The organism is Streptomyces rapamycinicus NRRL 5491, from assembly GCF_024298965.1.
In the GTDB taxonomy this organism is placed as follows: Bacteria; Actinomycetota; Actinomycetes; order Streptomycetales; family Streptomycetaceae; genus Streptomyces; species Streptomyces rapamycinicus.
In genome coordinates, this window is sequence record NZ_CP085193.1 from 7616949 (window position 1) to 7638034 (window position 21086).

Consider the following 21086-nt stretch of genomic DNA (forward strand, 5'->3'; position numbering starts at 1 on the left):
TCAAGAGCATTGCGAATAGGTGAACGTCCATGGCGACTGCGAACGAAGCCAAGCTCCGCGAATATCTGAAGAAGGTCACCACCGACCTCACCGCCGCCCACCGGCGGCTGCAGGAGGCCGACGACCAGGCCCATGAGCCGATCGCCATCGTGGGCATGAGCTGCCGCTTCCCCGGAGGTGTCAGCAGCCCCGAGGAGCTGTGGCAGCTCATGGCCTCCGGCGGTGAGGGGCAGACGGAGTTCCCGGCCGACCGCGGCTGGGACCTGCGCAACCTGTTCGACTCCGACCCGGACACCCCGGACACCACCTACACCCGCGAGGGCGGCTTCCTGGGCGACGCCACCCGGTTCGACGCGGCGTTCTTCGGGATCTCGCCGCGCGAGGCCATGGCGATGGACCCGCAGCAGCGGCTGCTGCTGGAGACGTCGTGGGAGGCGTTCGAGCGGGCCGGGATCGACCCCGCGTCCCTGCGCGGCAGCCGGACCGGTGTCTTCGCGGGCATGAACGCCTCCGACTATCTGACGGTGGCGCTCGACGCCGAGGACGACTTCGGCGGCCACCTCGGCACCGGCAACGCCAGCAGCGTCGTCTCCGGCCGGCTCTCCTACGTGTTCGGCCTGGAGGGCCCGGCCGTCACGGTGGACACCGCGTGCTCCGCGTCCCTGGTGGCGCTGCACCTGGCCGTCCAGTCGCTGCGGCTGGGCGAGTGCTCGCTCGCCCTGGCGGGCGGCGTCCACGTGATGTCCACGCCCGGTCTGTTCATCGAGTTCAGCCGCCAGCGCGGACTGTCCGAGGACGGCCGCTGCAAGGCGTTCTCGGCGGACGCCGACGGCTTCGGCCCGGCCGAGGGCGTGGGCGTCCTGCTGCTTGAACGGCTCTCGGACGCCCGCCGCCTGGGCCACAAGGTGCTGGCCGTGGTGCGCGGCTCGGCCGTCAACCAGGACGGCGCGTCCAACGGTCTGACCGCGCCCAACGGCCCCTCCCAGCAGCGCGTCATCCAGCAGGCGCTGGCCAACGCGCGGCTGTCCGCGGCCGATGTGGACGTCGTGGAGGCCCACGGCACGGGCACCTCGCTGGGCGACCCCATCGAGGCGCAGGCGCTGCTGGCCACCTACGGCCAGGAACGGCCCGAGGAACTGCCCCTGCTGCTCGGCTCGGTGAAGTCCAACATCGGCCACACCCAGGGTGCCGCGGGCATCGCCGGGGTGATGAAGATGGTGCTGGCGATGCAGCACGGGGTGGTCCCCGAGTCGCTGCACATCGCCGAGCCGTCCCCGCACATCGACTGGTCCTCGGGGAAGATCGCGCTGGTCAGGTCGGTCACGCCGTGGCCCGAGACCGGCCGTCCGCGCCGCGCGGCCATCTCCTCCTTCGGCTTCAGCGGCACCAACGCGCACACCATCGTCGAGCAGGCCCCCGCCGAGGAGCCGGGCCCGGTCGAGCTGGTGTCCAAGCAGCCGGGTGTGCTGCCGTGGGTGCTGTCCGGCAAGAGCGAGGCGGCGCTGCGCGCCCAGGCGTGGCGGCTGCTGGACCGGCTCCACGACGAACCGGCGCTGCGCACGGTGGACATCGGCCTGTCGCTGGCCACCACCCGCGCCGCGCTGGACCACCGCGGTGTGGTCCAGGGCCGGGACCGCGAGGAGCTGATGGCCGGGCTGACCGCACTCGCCGAGGGCGGCATGGCGGCCGGTGTGGAGCGGGGCGCCGTGGTCGCCGGGCAGACGGCGTTCGTCTTCCCCGGGCAGGGGTCGCAGTGGGTGCGGATGGGCGTGGGGCTGATGGACGCCTCGCCCGTCTTCGCGGCCCACATCGAGGAGTGTGCGGCGGCGCTGGCGGAGTTCACCGACTGGTCGCTGGTCGATGTGTTGCGGGGTGCGGAGGGCGCACCGTCGCTGGACCGGGTGGATGTGGTCCAGCCGGTGCTGTTCGCGGTGATGGTGTCCCTCGCGGAGCTGTGGCGTTCGCTGGGCGTCGTCCCGGGCGCGGTGATCGGCCACTCGCAGGGCGAGATCGCCGCCGCGTGCGTGGCGGGAGCCCTGTCGCTGAAGGACGCCGCCCGTGTGGTGGCGCTGCGCAGCCAGGCCATCGGCCGGGTGCTGGCGGGCAAGGGCGGCATGGTGTCGGTGGCGCTCCCGGTGGCGGACGTGCGCGAGCGCATCACCCCCTGGGGCGAGGAGCGGATCTCCGTCGCGGCGGTCAACGGGCCCTCGTCGGTGGTCGTCTCGGGTGAGCCGACCGCGCTGGAGGAGCTTCTGGCGTCCTGCGAGGCCGACGAGGTGCGGGCCCGGCGGGTGCCGGTGGACTACGCCTCGCACTCGGCGCAGGTGGAGCTGCTCCGCGAGGAGTTGCTGGAGCTGCTGGCGCCCGTACAGCCGAAGAACGCCCAGGTGCCGTTCCTGTCGACGGTGACGGGGGAGTGGGCCGAGGGGCCCGAGCTGGACGCGGAGTACTGGTTCACCAACCTGCGGCGCACGGTTGAGCTGGAGGGCGCGGTCCGGCGGCTGCTGGACGAGGGCTTCGGGGTGTTCATCGAGTCCAGCGCCCACCCGGTGCTGACCATGGGGGTGCAGGAGACCGCCGAGGACGCCGGAGTGGACGCGGCCGCGATCGGGTCGCTGCGCCGCGACGAGGGCGGCCAGGACCGCTTCTGGGCCTCCGTCGGCGAGGCGTGGTCGCGCGGTGTGGCCGTGGACTGGGACGCGGTGTTCGACGGCACCGGCGCCCGCCGTATCGAGCTGCCCACGTACGCCTTCCAGCAGCAGCGCTACTGGCCCGAGGCCGCGCAGACGCGGGCCGCGGGGGAGGCCGGGCACGACGCCGCGGAGGCGAAGTTCTGGGCCGCCGTGGAGTCCGAGGACTGGCAGACGCTGGCCGCCGAGCTGACGGTCGAGGGCGATCAGCCCATGAGCGCCGTCCTGCCCGCCCTGGCGTCCTGGCGCAAGCAGGCCCGTGAGCAGTCCACGGTGGACGGCTGGCGCTACCGCGTGACGTGGCAGCCGCTCGCCGAGGAGCGGTCCGCGCGGCTGACCGGCGCCTGGCTCGTCGTCACCCCGGCCACCGAGGACACCTGGACCGACGCCGTGGCCGGTGTGCTCGCCGAACGCGGCGCCGACGTACGGCGGATCGCCGTGGACACCGCCGTCGACGGCCGGGAGGAGCTGGCCGGACGGCTGCGCACCGCGCTCGCCGAAGCCGAAGCCGAGACCGGAACCGGGGCCGAGGGCGCCGTGTTCTCCGGAGTGGTGTCGCTGCTGGCCCCGGCCGGGGGCGCACACCCCGAACACGCCTCCCTGCCCGCCGGAACGGCCGCCCAGCTCGCGCTGGTCCAGGCCCTCGGCGACGCGGGGATCGGCGCGCCGTTGTGGTGCCTCACGAAGGGCGCCGTCTCCGTGGGCGGCACGGACCGCCCGGCCGCGCCCGAGCAGGCGCTGGTCTGGGGTCTGGGCCGGGTGGCCGCCCTGGAGCACCTGGAGCGCTGGGGCGGTCTGATCGACCTGCCCGACACGCCCGACGAGCGCGCCCTGACCCGGCTGGTGGGCCTCCTCGCCTCCGACGGCGACGACGACCAGGCCGCGATCCGTGCCACGGGCGTCTTCGGGCCCCGCCTGGTGCGCGCCCCGCTGGCCGACACCTCCGCCGTACGGGCCTGGAGGCCGACCGGCACCACACTGGTCACCGGCGGTACGGGACGGCTCGGCGCACAGGTCGCCCGGTGGCTGGCCCGCAACGGCGCCGACCATCTCGTGCTGGCGAGCCGCAGGGGCCCGGACGCCCCCGGGGCGGTCGAGCTGGAGGCCGAGCTGACCGGGCTCGGCGCCAAGGTCACCCTCGCCGCGTGCGATGTGACCGACCGCGCCGCGCTCGCCGAGACCCTCGCGGTCATCCCGGCCGACCAGCCGCTGACGGCCGTCGTGCACACCGCCGCCGTCATCGACGACGGGGTGATCGAGGGGCTGACCCCCGGTCAGGTCGAGCGGGTGCTGCGGCTCAAGGTGGACGCCACGCGCCATCTGCACGAGCTCACCCGCGAGCTGGACCTGACCGCGTTCGTGCTGTGCTCGCACTTCTCCGCCACCTTCGGCGCACCCGGCCAGGGCAACCAGGCGCCCGGTAACGCCTTCCTGCACGCCTTCGCCGAGCAGCGCCGCGCCGACGGGCTGCCCGCCACCACGCTGACCTTCGGCCCGTGGGGCGACGGCGGCACGGTGGACGGCGCCGTCGGCGACCGGATGCGCCGCCACGGCATCAACGAGATGGCGCCGGAGCCGGCCACCGCCACGCTCCAGCACGCGCTGGACCGGGACGAGACCGCGCTGACCGTCATCGACATGGACTGGCGGCGCTTCACCCTCGCCTTCACCGCCGACCGGCCGCGCCCGCTGCTGCACGACCTGCCGGAGGCCCGCGAGGTCGTCGAGGAGATGGCCGCCGCCGAGACCGACGACGCGGGCACCGCCGGTGCCGCCTTGGCCGGGCAGCTCGCGGGACTGCCGGAGACCGAGCGGGAGCGGGTGCTGCTGGATCTGGTGCGCGGCGCGGTGGCCGCCGTGCTGGGCCACTCCGGCGCCCAGGCCATCGAGGCCGGGCGGGCCTTCAAGGAGCTGGGCTTCGACTCGCTGACCGCGGTCGAACTCCGCAACCGGCTGGGCGCCGCGAGCGGGTTGAAGCTGCCCCCGAGCCTGATCTTCGACCACCCGACCCCGGCCGCCGTGGCCGCCTATCTGCGGGCCGGGATCGCTCCCGACGAGGCGGCCGACGGCACGGCGGTGCTCGAGGAACTCGACAAGCTGGAGTCCGCGCTCACCGGCACCGCGCCCGACAACATCACCCGGGCCCGGATCACCATGCGGCTGCGGTCGCTGCTGGCGAAGTGGAACGAGTCGGACGCTACGGCGGTCACCGCCGAGCCCGCCGCCGCGGCGGCGCCGGAGCGTCCGGCGAAGGACACGGTGGACGCCGAACAGCTCCAGTCGGCCAGCGACGAAGAGCTCTTCGCATTCATCAACAAGGGCCTCGGAAGGGCCTGACGAGAATTTCGCTATTGACGTCGAATCCAATGTCGGCCAGGATTTTCTCTATCCTTCAATAGAGTTTCGAAATACCGGGTTGCCCCCTATCGCTCCTTGGGTCTCCAGGGGGTCATAGGGGGCAGCTAGGGGTTGTTATGAGGGTTAGTTCTTACGTAGCCTCTCAGCGAGAAGTCGACTGATTTGGTTGTTGGTTACCGGCTCCCGTTGAGGATCTGTGGAGCATTTCCGATGCCGTCTGCCGTAATTGGATTGCGTAAATGGCGAATGAAGAGACGCTGCGGGACTACCTCAAGCTGGTAACGGCGGATCTGCACCAGACTCGCCTCCGCCTGCAAGAGGCCGAGGCGAAGAACCACGACCCCATCGCCATCGTGGGGATCGGCTGCCGTTATCCCGGGGGCGTGTCGTCGCCCGAGGACCTGTGGCGCATCGTCAGCGAGGGCGTCGACGCGGTCAGCGAATTCCCGCTGGACCGCGGGTGGAATGTCGACACGATGTACCACCCGGACCCGGACCACCCCGGCACCAGCTATGTGCACGAGGGCGGATTCGTCGACGGCATAGCCGATTTCGACCCCTCCCTGTTCGGCATCAGCCCCCGGGAAGCGCTCGGTATGGACCCGCAGCAGCGGATGCTGCTGGAGACCTCCTGGGAGGCGTTCGAGCGCGCCGGAATCGACCCGGTCGCGGTGCGCGGCCGGCAGATCGGCGTCTTCGTCGGCACCAGCAATCACGATTACCTGGGCGCGATCCTCAGTTCCAACGAGAACTTCGAGGGCTACTTCGGCACCGGTAACGCCGCGAGCGTCGCCTCCGGCCGCCTTTCCTACACCTTCGGCTTCGAGGGCCCGGCCGTCACGGTCGACACCGCCTGCTCCTCCTCGCTGGTGGCGCTCCACCTCGCCGTCCAGGCGCTGCGCAACGGCGAATGCTCGCTCGCCCTCGCCGGCGGCGCCACCCTGATGTGCGCGCCCGGCGTCTTCGTCGACTACAGCAAGATGCGCGGACTGGCCCTCGACGGCCGCTCCAAGCCCTTCGCCCCGGAGGCCGACGGCTTCTGCCTGGGCGAGGGCGTCGGCATGCTGCTCGTCGAGCGGCTGTCGGACGCCCAGCGCAAGGGCCACCCGGTGCTCGCCGTGGTCCGCGGCTCCGCCGTCAACCAGGATGGCGCCAGCAACGGCCTCACCTCGCCCAACGGCCCCTCGCAGCAGCGCGTCATCCTCCAGGCGCTGGCCAACGCCCGGCTCACCCCCGACCAGGTGGACGCCGTCGAGGCCCATGGCACCGGCACCGCCCTCGGCGACCCGATCGAGGCGCAGGCGCTGCTCGCCACGTACGGCCAGGACAGGCCCGAGGGCAAACCGCTGCTCATCGGCTCCATCAAGTCCAACATCGGCCACGCCCAGGCGGGCGCCGGTGTCGGCGGCATCATCAAGATGGTCATGGCGATGCGGCACGGTGTGCTGCCCCAGACCCTCCATCTCACCGAGCCCACCCCGCACGTCGACTGGACGGCCGGGGACGTCGAACTGCTCACCGCCCCCCGCGAATGGGGCAAGGACCCCGAGGGCGCCACCCCGCGCCGCGCGGGCGTCTCGTCGTTCGGCATGAGCGGCACCAACGTGCACACCATCCTCGAGGAGGCCCCGGCCCTCGCCGCCCCCGCCGAAAGTGGTGAGGACGGCAAGCCGGAGCGGGCCGAGATGCCCCTGGTCCCGGTCGTGCTGTCCGGCAAGAACGAACAGGCGCTGCGCGCCCAGGCGCTCCGGCTGCGGACCCATCTGGCCACCCACCCCGGCCACCGCCTCGCCGACATCGGCTACTCCCAGGCCGCCACCCGCGCCGCCCTCGACCGCCGCGCCGCGGTCGTCGCCGCCGGCCACGACGAGCTCCTCGCGGGCCTCGACGCGCTCGCCGAGGGCCGCCACCACCCCGAGGTGGCCGAGGGTCTCGCCGCCGAGGGCAAGGTCGCGTTCCTGTTCACCGGGCAGGGCAGCCAGCGCCTCGGCATGGGCCGTGAGCTCTACGCGACGTACCCGGTGTTCGCCGAGGCGCTGGACGCGGTCTGCGCCCAGCTCGACCGCTTCCTCGACCGGCCGCTGAAGGACGTGCTGTTCGGCGACGACGCCGCCACGCTCGACCGGACCGGCTACACCCAGCCCGCGCTGTTCGCCGTCGAGGTGGCCCTCTTCCGCCTCGTCGAATCCTGGGGACTGCGACCCGACTTCCTCTCCGGCCACTCCATCGGCGAGCTCACCGCCGCCCACGTCGCCGGGGTGCTCTCGCTCACCCACGCCTCCGCCCTGGTGGCCGCGCGCAGCCAGCTGATGCAGCAACTCCCCACCGGCGGCGCGATGATCGCGGTGCAGGCGGCGGAGGACGAGGTGACGCCGCTGCTGACCGAGCGGGTGTCCATCGCCGCCATCAACGGCCCGACGTCGGTCGTCATCGCCGGTGACGAGGGCGCGGCGCTGGAGATCGCGGCGGGCTTCGAGGCGCAGGGCCGCAAGACCAAGCGGCTCACCGTCAGCCACGCCTTCCACTCCCCGCACATGGACGGGATGCTGGCGAACTTCCGTCAGGTGGCCGAGCGGCTGACCTACGAGGCTCCGAAGATCCCGATCGTCTCCAACCTCACCGGCACCCTGGTGAGCGCCGACGAGATCACCACGCCCGAGTTCTGGGTCCGCCACGTCCGGGAGGCCGTCCGCTTCCTCGACGGCGTGCGCCGCCTCGAGGACCACGGCGTGACCACCTATCTGGAGCTCGGCCCCGACGGGGTGCTCTCCGCCATGGCCCAGGAGTGCGTGAGCGGCGACCGGAACCGCACGTTCGCCTTCCTGCCCGCCCTGCGCCCCGGCCGCCCCGAGCCCCGCACCCTGAGCAACGCGCTCGCCCAGGCCCACGTCCGCGGCCTGCCCGTGGACTGGGCCACGTACTACGCGGGCACCGGCGCCCGCCGCGTCGAACTGCCCACCTACGCCTTCCAGCGGCAGCGCTACTGGCCCGCCAACCCCTTCTCGTACGGCGTCGACTCCGCCGCCGCCGAGGCCGCCGCCCCGGCCGTGGCCGACGCCCGGTTCTGGGAGGTCGTACACAGCGAGGACCTGCCCGCCCTGGTCGAAACCCTCGGCCTCGACGGCGACCAGCCCCTCAGCGAGGTGCTGCCCGTCCTGTCCGCGTGGCGCCGCCAGAGCCACGTCGACACCACCGTGGACCGCTGGCGCTACCGCGTCACCTGGACACCGCTGCCGCAGACCCCGGACAAGCCGCTCACCGGCACCTGGCTCGTGGTCACCCCCGAGGGACACGCCGACGACCCCTGGGTGGCGGAGCCGCTGCGGCTGCTGGCCGAACGCGGCGTCACCGTCCACCGGATCGACGTCGACGGCGCCACCGCCGACCGCACCGCCCTCGCCGAGCGGATCCGCACCGCCCTCAGCCCGGACCCGGCACTCCAGGCCCCGTCCTTCGACGGGGTGCTCTCCCTGCTCGGCCTCGACGAGCGCCCGCACGACCGGCACCCCTCGCTCACCGCCGGACTCGCGGGCACCCTCACCCTCGTCCAGGCCCTCGGCGACGCCGACCTCGACGCCCCGCTGTGGGCCGCCACCCGCGGCGCGGTCTCCGTCGGCCGCTCCGACCGGCTCACCAGCCCCGAACAGGCCCAGATCTGGGGCCTGGGCCGCACCGCCGCCCTCGAACACCCCGAGCGCTGGGGCGGTCTGATCGACCTGCCCGAGACCGCCGACGACCGCGCCCTCGGACGGCTCGCCGACATCCTCGCCGGGCCCGACGGCATCAGCGGCGAGGACCACCTCGCCATCCGCCCGCAGGGCATCCACGCCCGCCGCCTGGCCCGCGCACCGCACCACGAGACCACCGACGACGGCTGGACCACCCACGGCACCGCGCTGATCACCGGCGGCACCGGCGCCCTCGGCGGCCATGTCGCCCGCTGGCTCGTGGCCCACGGCGCCCAGCACATCCTGCTCACCGGCCGTCGCGGCCCCGACGCGCCCGGTGCCGCCGAACTGCGCGACGAACTCACCGCCCTCGGCGCCCAGGTGACCGTCGCCGCCTGCGACGTGGCCGACCGCGGCGCCCTCGCCGGGCTGCTGGCGACCGTCCCCGCTGACCTCCCGCTGACCACGGTCGTGCACGCCGCCGGAGTGCTGGACGACGGGGTGCTCGACGCCCAGACCCCGCGTCGCATGGCCGACGTGCTGCGGGCCAAGGCCGACTCCGCCCGCCATCTGCACGAGCTCACCCGCGGCCTCGACCTGTCCGCCTTCGTGCTCTTCTCCTCCATGGCCGCCACCTTCGGCGCCGCCGGACAGGCCAACTACGTGGCCGCCAACGCCTACCTCGACGCGCTCGCCGAACAGCGCCGCGCCGAGGGCCTGCCCGCCACCTCGATGGCCTGGGGCGCCTGGGCCGACGGCGGCATGGCCACCGACGAGCTGGTGGCCGAGCGGCTCCGGCAGTCCGGGCTGCCCGCCCTCGCCACCGGACCGGCCACCGCCGCGCTGGGCGCCGCGCTCGACCTCGACGAGACCTTCTCCCTCGTCGTGGACATCGAATGGAACCGCTTCGCGCCCGGCCTCGCCGGCCACCGCCCGAACCCGCTGCTCGCCGACCTCTCAGAGGCGAAGCGCGCGATCGAGGTGGCACGCACCGCCACCGGCGGCCCCGCCATCCCCGGCCGGCCCACATCGCCGGCCCAGCGGCTGACCGACGCCGGAACCGACGAGGAACGCGACCAGATCGCCCTGGACTTCGTCCGCACCCAGGTGGCCGTCGTCCTCGGCCACCCCGGGCCGGACTCGGTGGAGCCCAGCCGCGCCTTCCGCGACCTCGGCTTCGACTCGCTGACCGCGGTCGAGATCCGCAACCTGCTGGCCACGCTCACCGGGCTCAAGCTGCCCGCCACCATCATCTTCGACTACCCCACCCCGATCGCCCTCGCCGACCACCTCAAGGCCGAACTCATCGGCTCGCGCCCGGCCGTGCCCGGAGCGTCGTCGGTGGGCGTGGCCCTGGACGACGACCCCATCGCGATCGTCGGCATGAGCTGCCGCTTCCCCGGCGGTGTGCGGTCGCCGGAGGAACTGTGGCGGCTCCTGGCGTCCGGCCAGGACGCGGTGGTCGACTTCCCCGCCGACCGCGGCTGGGACCTGGAGACGCTGTACGACCCGGAGGGCACGGGCGAGCACACCAGCTACGTCCGCGAGGGCGGATTCCTCGCCGACGCAGCCGAGTTCGACCCCGTCTTCTTCGGCATCTCGCCGCGTGAGGCCCTGGCCATGGATCCGCAGCAGCGGATGCTGCTGGAGACGTCGTGGGAGGCGTTCGAGCGGGCCGGGATCGATCCGACCACGCTGCGCGGCCAGCAGGTCGGCGTGTTCGCCGGTACCAACGGCCAGGACTATCTGCCCGTGATCCTCTCCGCCCCCGATGGCTCGGAAGGCTTCATGGGGACGGGTAACGCGGCCAGTGTGATGTCGGGTCGGGTGTCGTACGCGTTGGGGTTGGAGGGTCCGGCGGTGACGGTGGACACGGCGTGTTCGTCGTCGTTGGTGGCGTTGCACTGGGCGATTCAGGCGTTGCGGGCGGGTGAGTGCTCGTTGGCGTTGGCCGGTGGTGTGACGGTGATGTCGACGCCGGGTTCGTTTGTGGACTTCAGTCGTCAGCGTGGGCTTGCGGCGGATGGCCGTATCAAGGCGTTCGCGGCGGGTGCGGATGGCACGGGCTGGGGTGAGGGTGTGGGCATGCTGCTCGTGGAGCGGCTGTCGGACGCCCGGCGCAACGGCCATGAGGTGCTGGCGGTCGTACGCGGCTCGGCGATCAATCAGGACGGCGCGTCGAATGGTCTGACGGCGCCGAATGGTCCGTCGCAGCAGCGGGTGATCCGGCAGGCGCTGGCCGGTGCGGGGTTGTCGGCGTCCGAGGTGGACGCGGTCGAGGCCCATGGCACGGGCACCAAACTGGGCGACCCGATCGAGGCGCAGGCGCTGCTGGCCACCTACGGCCAGGAGCGGGACGCCGAGCAGCCCCTGTGGCTGGGCTCCATCAAGTCCAACTTCGGTCATACGCAGGCCGCGGCCGGTGTCGCCGGTGTGATGAAGATGGTGCTGGCCATCCAGCACGGACTGCTGCCGCAGACCCTCAACGTCGATGAGCCCACCCCGCATGTGGACTGGTCGGCGGGCGCGGTGTCGCTGCTGACGGAGGCGCGGGAGTGGCCGGAGACCGGCCGTCCGCGCCGGGCCGCGGTGTCCTCGTTCGGCATCAGCGGCACCAACGCCCACACCATCATCGAGCAGGCCCCGGTGTACGCGGACGAGACCGAGGACACGGCGCCGGTCGCCGCGCCCCGGTCCGGCCTCCCGGCCACTTGGATGCTTTCCGCCAAGTCCCCCGAGGGCCTGCGCGACCAGGCCGTACGGCTGCGCGCCCACCTCGACGAGCGGCCCGAGCTGGACCTCACCGACGTGGCGTTCACGCTCGCCACGCGCCGTACCGCCTTCGAGGAACGCGCGGCGCTCGTCGCCGAGGACCGGGACGGGCTGCTGTCCGGCCTGGCGGCGCTCGCCGAGGGCCGCACGGCGGCCGGGCTCGCACAGGGCTCGGTGGCCGGTGGCAAGGTGGCGTTCCTGTTCACGGGGCAGGGCAGCCAGCGGCTCGGCATGGGGCGTGAGCTGTACGACGCCTTCCCGGTGTTCGCGGACGCGCTGGACGAGGTGTGCGCTCACCTGGACGGGCACCTGGAGCGGCCGCTGCGGGAGGTGCTGTTCGGGGATGACGCCGAGGCGCTGGATCAGACGGGGTTCACTCAGCCCGCGCTGTTCGCGGTCGAGGTGGCGCTGTTCCGGCTGGTCTCGGAGGCGTGGGGGCTGAAGGCGGACTTCCTGTCCGGCCACTCCATCGGTGAGCTGGCCGCCGCGCATGTGGCCGGTGTGCTGTCTTTGGCGGACGCGGCGAAGCTGGTGGCGGCGCGTGGCCGGTTGATGCAGGAGCTGCCCGCCGGTGGCGCGATGATCGCGCTGCAGGCGTCCGAAGACGAGGTCGCGCCCCTGCTGACCGAGCGGGTCTCGATCGCCGCCCTCAACGGCCCCACGTCCGTCGTCATCGCGGGTGATGAGGACGCGGCTCTGGAGATCGCTTCCGGTTTTGAGGCGCGGGGTCGTAAGACCAAGCGGCTCACGGTCAGCCACGCCTTCCACTCCCCGCGCATGGACGGCATGCTGGACGCGTTCCGCGAGGTCGCCGAGGGGCTGTCGTACGAGGCCCCGCGCATCCCGATCGTCTCCAACCTCACCGGCGCGGTCGCCTCCGCAGAGGAGATCGCGACCGCCGACTTCTGGGTGCGACACGTCCGCGAGGCGGTCCGCTTCCTCGATGGCGTCCGTACGTTGGAGGCCCAGGGCGTCACCACCTACGTCGAGCTCGGCCCCGACGGTGTCCTGACCGCCATGGCCCAGGAGTGCGTCACCGACCCCGATGTGGCGGGTTTCGCCGCCGTGCTGCGCAAGGACCGCCCCGAGGCCGAGGCGCTGCTGTCGGCCGTCGCGCGGGCGCATGTGCGTGGCGTGGCGGTGGACTGGGCGGCCTACTACGCCCGTACCGGCGCCGCGCAGGTCGCGCTGCCCACGTACGCCTTCCAGCGGCAGCGCTACTGGCCGAAGGTCTCGTCGCTGTTCCTCGGCGACGTGGCCGCGGTCGGCCTGGGCGAGGCCGGGCATCCGCTGCTCGGTGCCAGCGCCGAACTGCCGGACGCGGACGCGACGCTGTTCACCGGACGGCTGGCGCTTTCGACCCACCCGTGGCTCGCGGGCCACACCATCATGGACACGGTGCTGCTGCCCGGTACCGCGTTCGTGGAGCTGGCGATCCGCGCGGGTGACCAGGTCGGCTGCGACTACCTGGAGGAGCTGACCCTCGAGGCGCCGCTGGTGCTGCCCGCGCAAGGCGGTGTCCAGCTGCGGCTGTCGGTCGGTGCGGCCGACGAGACGGGCCGCCGTCCGCTGTCGCTGCACTCCCGGCTGGAGAGCCTGCCCGCCGAGGAGCCGTGGACCCGGCACGCCGCCGGTGTCCTGGCGTCCGGCGGCCGTCCGGAGGCGTCGTTCGAGCTGAGCGCGTGGCCCCCGGCGGACGCGGCCGAGGTGGAGCTGGACGGCCGCTACGAGGGCCTGCTGGACATCGGCTTCGCCTACGGCCCCGCCTTCCAGGGGCTGCGCAGGGCGTGGCAGCGCGGCGGCGAGGTGTTCGCCGAGGTGGCGCTGGACGAGGAGACGGCCGAGGAGGCCGCCGCGTTCGGGCTGCATCCGGCGCTGCTGGACTCCGCCCTGCACGCCATCGGCATGGGCGGCCTGGGCAACACGGGCGGCGAAGGGCGGCTGCCGTTCGCCTGGACCGGCGTGTCGCTGTACGCGAGCGGCGCCTCGGCGCTGCGGGTACACCTGACCCCCGCCCGCACCGACGGTGTCCGGCTGGAGATCGCCGACACCACCGGCGCGCCCGTCGCGGCCGTCGAGACGCTCGGGCTGCGCCCGGTTTCGGCCGAGCAGATCCAGAGCGCGCGCACGGCCTACCACGAGTCGCTGTTCCGCCTGGAGTGGGCGACCACGGCCGGGCTCGCCGACGCGGCCGGGGCGGACGTTCCCGCCGACGGGCGGTGGGCGGTGCTGGGCGCCGATCCGCTCGGGCTCGGGACCTCGGCGTACGGGGACCTGGAGACGCTGACCGGGGCGGTCGCCGCGGGCACCGCCCCCGCGCCCGAGTACGTCGTCGTCTCGCCGTCCGCCGAGGTCGGTGAGCAGGCGGCGCGCGGAGCGCACCGCGCCGCCGGCGCGGCGCTCTCGGTCGTCCAGCGGTGGCTGGAGGAGGAGCGGTTCGGGGACGCCCCGCTGGTCGTGGTGACCCGTGGCGCGGTGGCCGTCGAGGCCGATGAGCCGGTGGCGGATCTGGCCGGTGCGGCCGTGTGGGGTCTGCTGCGCTCGGCGCAGTCGGAGAACCCGGGCCGCTTCGTGCTGGTGGACACCGACGGCGCGGACGAGTCGCTGCGGGCGCTGCCCGCCGCCCTGGCCTCGGGCGAGCCGCAGCTGGCGGTCCGCGCGGGCACGGTGTCCGTGCCGCGGCTGGCGCGGGTGGCCATGGAGCCGGAGGGCGGCGACGCCCGGGGCCTCGACCCCGAGGGCACGGTGCTGGTGACCGGCGCGTCCGGTTCGCTGGGCGGCCTGGTGGCGCGGCATCTGGTGGCCGAGCGTGGCGTACGGCAGCTGCTGCTGGTGAGCCGCCGTGGCGATCAGGCCCCGGGTGCGGCCGAACTCGGCGCCGAGCTGGCCGGGTTGGGCGCCGAGGTGGCCTGGGCGGCGTGTGATGTGGCGGACCGGAACGCGCTCGCCGCGGCCCTCGCCACCGTTCCCGCCGAGCATCCGCTGACGGCGGTCGTGCACACCGCCGGTGTGCTGGACGACGGTGTGATCGGCTCCCTCACCTCCGAGCGCGTCGACCACGTCATGCGCCCGAAGGTGGACGCGGCCTGGAACCTGCATGAGCTCACCCGCGAGCTGGACCTGACGGCCTTCGTGCTGTTCTCGTCCTCCTCCGGTGTGTTCGGCGGCCCGGGCCAGGGCAACTACGCCGCTTCCAACGCCTTCCTGGACGCCCTCGCCCGCCACCGCGCCGCCCAGGGCCTGCCCGCCACCGCGCTCGCGTGGGGCCTGTGGGCCGGGGCCGGTATGGGCAGCACCCTGGACGAGGCCGACATCGCCCGGATGCGGCGCGCCGGACTGCCGCCGCTGCCGGTCGCGGAGGGCCTCGCGCTGCTCGACACCGCGCTGACCGTCTCCGAGGCGTCGCTGGTGCCGATGCGGGTGGACATCGCGGCCCTGCGCACCCAGGCCGCCAGTGGCGCGGTCTCGCCCCTGTTCCGCGGTCTGGTGCGGATCCCGGCGCGGCGCGCGGTGGACGCGGTCGCGGCGGGCGGCGAGTCCGGCCTTGCCGGGCGGCTCGCCGGGCTGTCCGAGCCCGAACAGGAGCGGCTGCTGCTGGACCTGGTGCGCGGCCAGGTGGCCACCGTGCTCGGCTACGCCGGAGCGGAGACCATCGGTTCCGGCCGGGCGTTCAAGGAGCTGGGCTTCGACTCGCTGACCGCCGTCGAGCTGCGCAACCAGCTCAACACGGTCACCGGGCTGCGGCTGCCCGCCACGCTCATCTTCGACTACCCGGACCCTCAGGTGCTGGCCCGCCAGCTGCGTACCGAGCTCGTCGGCGAGCGGTCCCCGGTGGTGCACACGCCGGTTCCGGTCGTGGCCGCCACCGACGACGAGCCGATCGCCATCGTGGCCATGAGCTGCCGCTACCCCGGCGGGGTCACCACCCCCGAGGAGCTGTGGCAGCTGCTCGCCGCGGGCGAGGACGGCATCTCCCGCTTCCCGGACAACCGCGGCTGGGACCTCGAGGCGCTCTACGACCCGGACCCGGAGACCCAGGGCACCTCCTACGCCCGCGAGGGCGGATTCCTGCCCGACGCGGCCGAGTTCGACCCGGCGTTCTTCGGCATCTCGCCACGTGAGGCGCTGGCCATGGACCCGCAGCAGCGGCTGCTGCTGGAGACCTCGTGGGAGGCGTTCGAGCGCGCCGGGATCGACCCGCTGTCCGTGCGCGGCAGCAGGACCGGTGTGTTCGCGGGCGTCATGTACCACGACTACGGGTCCCGGCTGCACGCCGTCCCCAGCGAGGTCGAGGGCTACCTCGGCACCGGCAGCTCCAGCAGCGTGGTGTCCGGCCGCGTGGCCTACACCTTCGGCCTCGAAGGCCCGGCCGTCACGGTCGACACGGCCTGCTCGTCGTCGCTGGTGGCGCTCCACCTGGCGGCGCAGGCGCTGCGCCAGGGCGAGTGCTCGCTGGCGCTGGCCGGCGGTGTCACGGTGATGTTCACCCCGGGTACGTTCATCGACTTCAGCCGCCAGCGCGGACTGGCCAGGGACGGCCGCTGCAAGTCCTTCGCGGCCGCCGCCGACGGCACCGGCTGGGGCGAGGGCGCGGGCATGCTGCTCCTGGAGCGGCTGTCGGACGCCCGTCGACACGGCCATGAGGTGCTGGCGATCGTGCGCGGCTCGGCCGTCAACCAGGACGGCGCGTCCAACGGCCTGACCGCGCCCAACGGCCCGTCCCAGCAGCGCGTCATCCGCCAGGCCCTCGCCAACGCCCGCCTGACCACCGGCGAGGTGGACGTGGTCGAGGCGCACGGCACCGGCACCACGCTGGGCGACCCGATCGAGGCGCAGGCGCTGCTGGCCACGTACGGCCGGGAGCGGGACGCGGAACAGCCGCTGTGGCTGGGCTCGGTGAAGTCCAACCTGGGCCACACCCAGGCCGCCTCCGGTGTCGCCGGTGTCATCAAGATGGTGCTGTCGATGCGGCACGGTCTGCTGCCGCGCACGCTGCACGTGGACCAGCCGTCGCCGCATGTGGACTGGTCGGCGGGCGCGGTGTCGCTGCTGACCGAGGCGCGGGAGTGGCCGGAGAGCGGCCGTCCGCGCCGGGCCGCGGTGTCCTCGTTCGGCATCAGCGGCACCAACGCCCACGCCATCATCGAGCAGCCGCCCGCCCCCGAGCCGGACGAGCCCGCGGCGGAGCCCGAGGCCCTGCCGTACGTGCCCGTGCTGCTGTCGGCCCGTACCGAGGACGGGGTGCGGGCCCAGGCGCGGCGGCTGCGGTCGCGGATCGCCGCCGAGCCCGGGACCTCCCTCACCGATCTGGGCTTCTCGCTCGCCACGACCCGCGCCGCGCTGGAACACCGCGTCGCCCTGGTGGCCGAGGGCCATGACGAGGCGCTGGGCGCGCTGGACGCGCTGGCGCGCGGTGAGCACCCGGCGCAGGCGCTGCGCGGGGTGGCCACCGAGGGCAAGGTGGCGTTCCTGTTCACCGGGCAGGGCAGCCAGCGGCTCGGCATGGGCCGTGAGCTCTACGGGGCGTTCCCGCGCTTCGCGGAGGCGCTGGACGAGGTGTGCGACGCGCTGGACCCGCATCTCGAACGGCCGCTGCAGACCGTGCTGTTCGGCGAGGACGCCCAGGCCCTGGACCGCACCGCGGTCACCCAGCCCGCGCTGTTCGCGATCGAGGTGGCGCTGTTCCGGCTGGTCGAGGCGTGGGGTCTGAAGGCGGACTACCTGTCCGGCCACTCCATCGGCGAACTGGCCGCCGCGCACGTGGCGGGTGTGTTCTCGCTCGCCGACGCGTGTGCGCTGGTCGCGGCCCGTGGCCGGCTGATGCAGGAACTGCCCGCCGGTGGCGCGATGATCGCCGTCCAGGCGTCCGAGGACGAGGTGGCGCCGCTGCTCACCGACCGGGTGAGCATCGCCGCCCTCAACGGCCCGACGTCGGTGGTCATCGCGGGTGACGAGGACGCGGCGGTCGCGATCGCCACGTCGTTCGAGGCGCGGGGCCGTAAGACCAAGCGGCTCACCGTCAGCCACGCCTTCCACTCCCCGCACATGGACCCGATGCTCGCGGACTTCCGCAAGCTGGCCGAGGGCCTGACCTTCAACGCCCCGAAGATCCCGCTGGTGTCCTGCCTCACCGGCACCGTGGTCTCCGCCGACGAGATCCGCCTGCCGGAGTTCTGGGTGCGCCACGTCCGCGAGTCCGTCCGCTTCGTCGACGGTGTCCGCACCCTGCGCGAGCAGGGCGTGACCACGTATCTGGAGCTCGGCCCGGACGGAGTGCTCTGCGCGATGGGCGAGGACTGCCTCGCCGAGACGGAGACCGGGACCGCGGCGGGGTCCGGGACCGGGACCGACAGGGACGGCGACACCGACGCGGTGTTCGTCCCCGCCCTGCGCGGTGGCCGCCCCGAGGCCCAGGCGCTCGCCACCGCCCTCGCCCACGTCCATGTCCGTGGCGCGGCCCCGGACTGGGCGGCGGTCTACGGCGGACGCGGCGCCCGCCGCGTGGAGCTGCCCACCTACGCCTTCCAGCGCCAGCGCTACTGGCTCGACGTGGGCATCTCCGTCGAGGACGTGATCTCCGCGGGCCTCGACACGGCCGACCACCCGCTGCTGGGCGCGGCGGTGGAACTCCCCGACACCGGTGGCTTCGTGTTCACCGGGCGGCTGTCGCTGCTCACCCACCCCTGGCTGGCCGACCACGCCGTCATGGACACCGTGCTGCTGCCCGGCACCGCCTTCGTGGAACTCGCGCTGCGCGCCGGTCACGAGGCGGGCTGTGACACGGTCGAGGAGCTGACCCTCCAGGCCCCGCTGGTCCTGCCCGAACAGGGCGCCGTCCAGCTGCGGCTGGAGCTCGCGGCGGCCGACGAGACCGGGCGGCGCCCGCTGACCCTGCACTCCCGCCGGGAGGACGTGCCCGCCGACGAGCCGTGGATCCGCCACGCCACCGGCTTCCTCGCTCCGGGCGGCGCGAACGCCCAGGGTGGCCCGGACGAGCCGGTGGACCTGAGCGCCTGGCCCCCGGCCGACGCGACGGCCCTGGCGACCGAGGAGTTCTACGAGGGCGCGGCCGCCGCCGGACTCGGCTACGGCCCGGTCTTCCAGGGGCTGCACGCCGCCTGGCGGCGCGGCGAGGAGCTGTTCGCCGAGATCCGGCTGCCCCAGGGCTTCGAGCCGCGGGCCGCCGGGTACGGGGTGCATCCGGCGCTGCTGGACGCCGCCCTGCACACCCTCGGCCTCGACCCGCAGGGTGAGGGGAGCGAAGGGGCGCGGCTGCCGTTCGCCTGGACCGGCGTACGGCTGCATGCCGGGGGCGCCGCATCGCTGCGCGTACGGCTGCGGCCCGGCGCCGACGGGGTGTCGCTGCACCTCGCCGACGGCACCGGCGCCGCCGTGGCCACCATCGACGGCCTGGTGCTGCGCCCGCTGGCGGCCGAGCAGTTGGACGCCTCGCGCGCCGCGCACCACGAGTCGCTGTTCCGCCCCGAGTGGGCGGCCCTGTCCGCGTCCGCCACCGGCATCCCGCTGGGCGAGCGCTGGGTGACCCTCGGCGCCGCCACCGGCTTCACCGTCGGCGGCGAACGGCTGGACGACCACGCGGACCTCGCGGCGCTCGCCGCCGCCCTCGACGGTGGCGCGTCCGCCCCCGATGTGGTCGTGGCGCCCCTCACGGGCGTGGCGTCCCTCACGGGCGTGGCGTCCCTCACGGGCGTGGCGTCCCTCACCGCGAACGGCGGCGCGGCGCCTCTCACCGGGACCGGCAGCGTGGCGCCTCTGCGCGCGGCCGACGGCGCGGCGTCCCTGCCCGCCACGGACGGTAAGGCTCCCCTCACCGCCACCGGCGGCATCGCGTCCCTGCCCGAGAGCGCCCGCGCCGCCGCCCGGGACGCCCTGGACCTGGTCCAGAACTGGCTGAACGAGCAGCGGCTCGCCGACACCCGTCTCGTCCTCGTCACCCGTGGCGCGGTCGCGGCGGCCCCCGGCGAGGACGTCACCGACCTGGCCCACACCACCGCGTGGGGCCTGGTGAAGTCCGCGCAGTCGGAGAACCCCGGCCGTTTCGTCCTGGTGGACATCGACGGCACCGACGCCTCCCAACGGGCCCTGCCATCGGTGCTCGCCACCGACGAACCGCAGCTCGCCCTGCGCTCCGGCACCGGCCACGCCTACCGGCTCGCCCGGGTCCCGGCCCCGGCGGACACCCCCGAGCCGGCCGGGCTCGGCGACCCGGAGGGCACCGTGCTGCTGAGCGGCGCCACCGGCGCCCTGGGCGGACTCTTCGCCCGCCACCTGGTGGCGGAACGCGGCGTGCGGCATCTGCTGCTGGTCAGCCGCCGCGGCGGCGAAGCCCCGGACGCGGCCGAACTCGCCGCCGAACTCGGCGCGTTGGGCGCCGATGTCACCTGGGCGGCCTGCGACACCGCCGACCGGGACGCCCTCGCCGCCACCCTCGCGGCCATCCCGGTGGAGCACCCGCTGACCGCCGTGGTGCACACCGCGGGCGTCCTGGACGACGGGGTGATCAGCTCGCTCACCGGTGAGCGGATCGACACCGTACTGCGCCCCAAGGTGGACGCGGCGTGGAACCTCCACGAGCTCACCCGCGAGCTGGACCCGGCCGCGTTCGTGCTCTTCTCCTCGGCCGCCGGCGCCTTCGGCAGCTCGGGACAGGGCAACTACGCCGCGGCCAACACCTTCCTCGACGCGCTCGCCCAGCACCGCCACGCCCACGGCCTGCCCGCGAGCTCGCTCGCCTGGGGCCTGTGGGCCACGGCCGACGGCATGGCCGGAAGCCTCGACACCTCCGATGTCACCCGCATCTCGCGCGGTGGCTTCGCGGCGCTCGGACAGGACGAGGGCCTGGCGCTGTTCGACGTGGCGGGCACCCTGCCCGAGGCCGCGCTGGTGCCGATCCGCATCGACACGGGCGCACTGCGCGGACAGGCCGCCGCCGGGCTGCTGCCGCCGCTGCTGCGCGGCCTGGTCCGCACCCCCGTACGGCGCTCCGCCGACACCGGGGCCACCTCCGGTGTCGTGGCCGACTCCGGCGCGGGCTCGCTCGCGACACGGCTCGCCGGGCTCTCGGAGACCGAACGCGACCGCGAGCTGCTGGAGGTCGTCCGCGGCCATGTCGCGGCCGTCCTCGGCCACGCCACCCCGGACGACGTGGACGCCGGACGAGGCTTCCTCGACCTCGGCTTCGACTCGCTCACCGCCGTGGACCTGCGCAACCGACTGGGCGCCGCCGCCGGGCTGCGCCTGCCGGTCACGCTGATCTTCGACTACCCGACGCCCACCGCGCTCGCCGGGTACCTGCGCGAGGAGCTCGGCCTGGACAGCGCGGCCGGACACCAGCCCGTACACGCGGAGCTCGACAAGCTCGAGGCCATCCTCGCCACGATCGCCCCGGACGACCTCGATCGCCCCGGCATCACCACCCGCCTGCGCGACCTCCTGTCGAAGTGGAATGAAACGCAAAGTGCTACGGACAGCACCGCAGAAGACCGTGAAATCCAGTCCGCGACGGCAGACGAGATCTTCGATCTCCTCGACGACGAGCTCGGGCTCTCCTGACCTGCTCCACAAGAGCTCATCGACT

Annotated in this window: 2 protein-coding genes; both read left to right on the plus strand. The window is 73.9% G+C overall.

All coding sequences use genetic code 11. The features are described 5' to 3' along the window. Positions 1–29 precede the first annotated feature (29 nt). Entirely contained in the window at positions 30–5027 is a 4998-nt protein-coding gene (locus LIV37_RS31970) for a type I polyketide synthase (protein ID WP_020871223.1), read from the plus strand. Between the two features lie 296 nt (positions 5028–5323). Then, a complete protein-coding gene (locus tag LIV37_RS31975; protein WP_420834387.1) occupies positions 5324–21061 on the plus strand; it encodes a type I polyketide synthase in 15738 nt (5245 codons plus the stop codon). Positions 21062–21086 lie beyond the last annotated feature (25 nt).

Coding starts and splice junctions, on each gene's coding strand:
- LIV37_RS31970 (WP_020871223.1), top strand. CDS start 30: ATGGCGACTGCGAACGAAGCCAAGCTCCGCGAATATCTGAAGAAGGTC.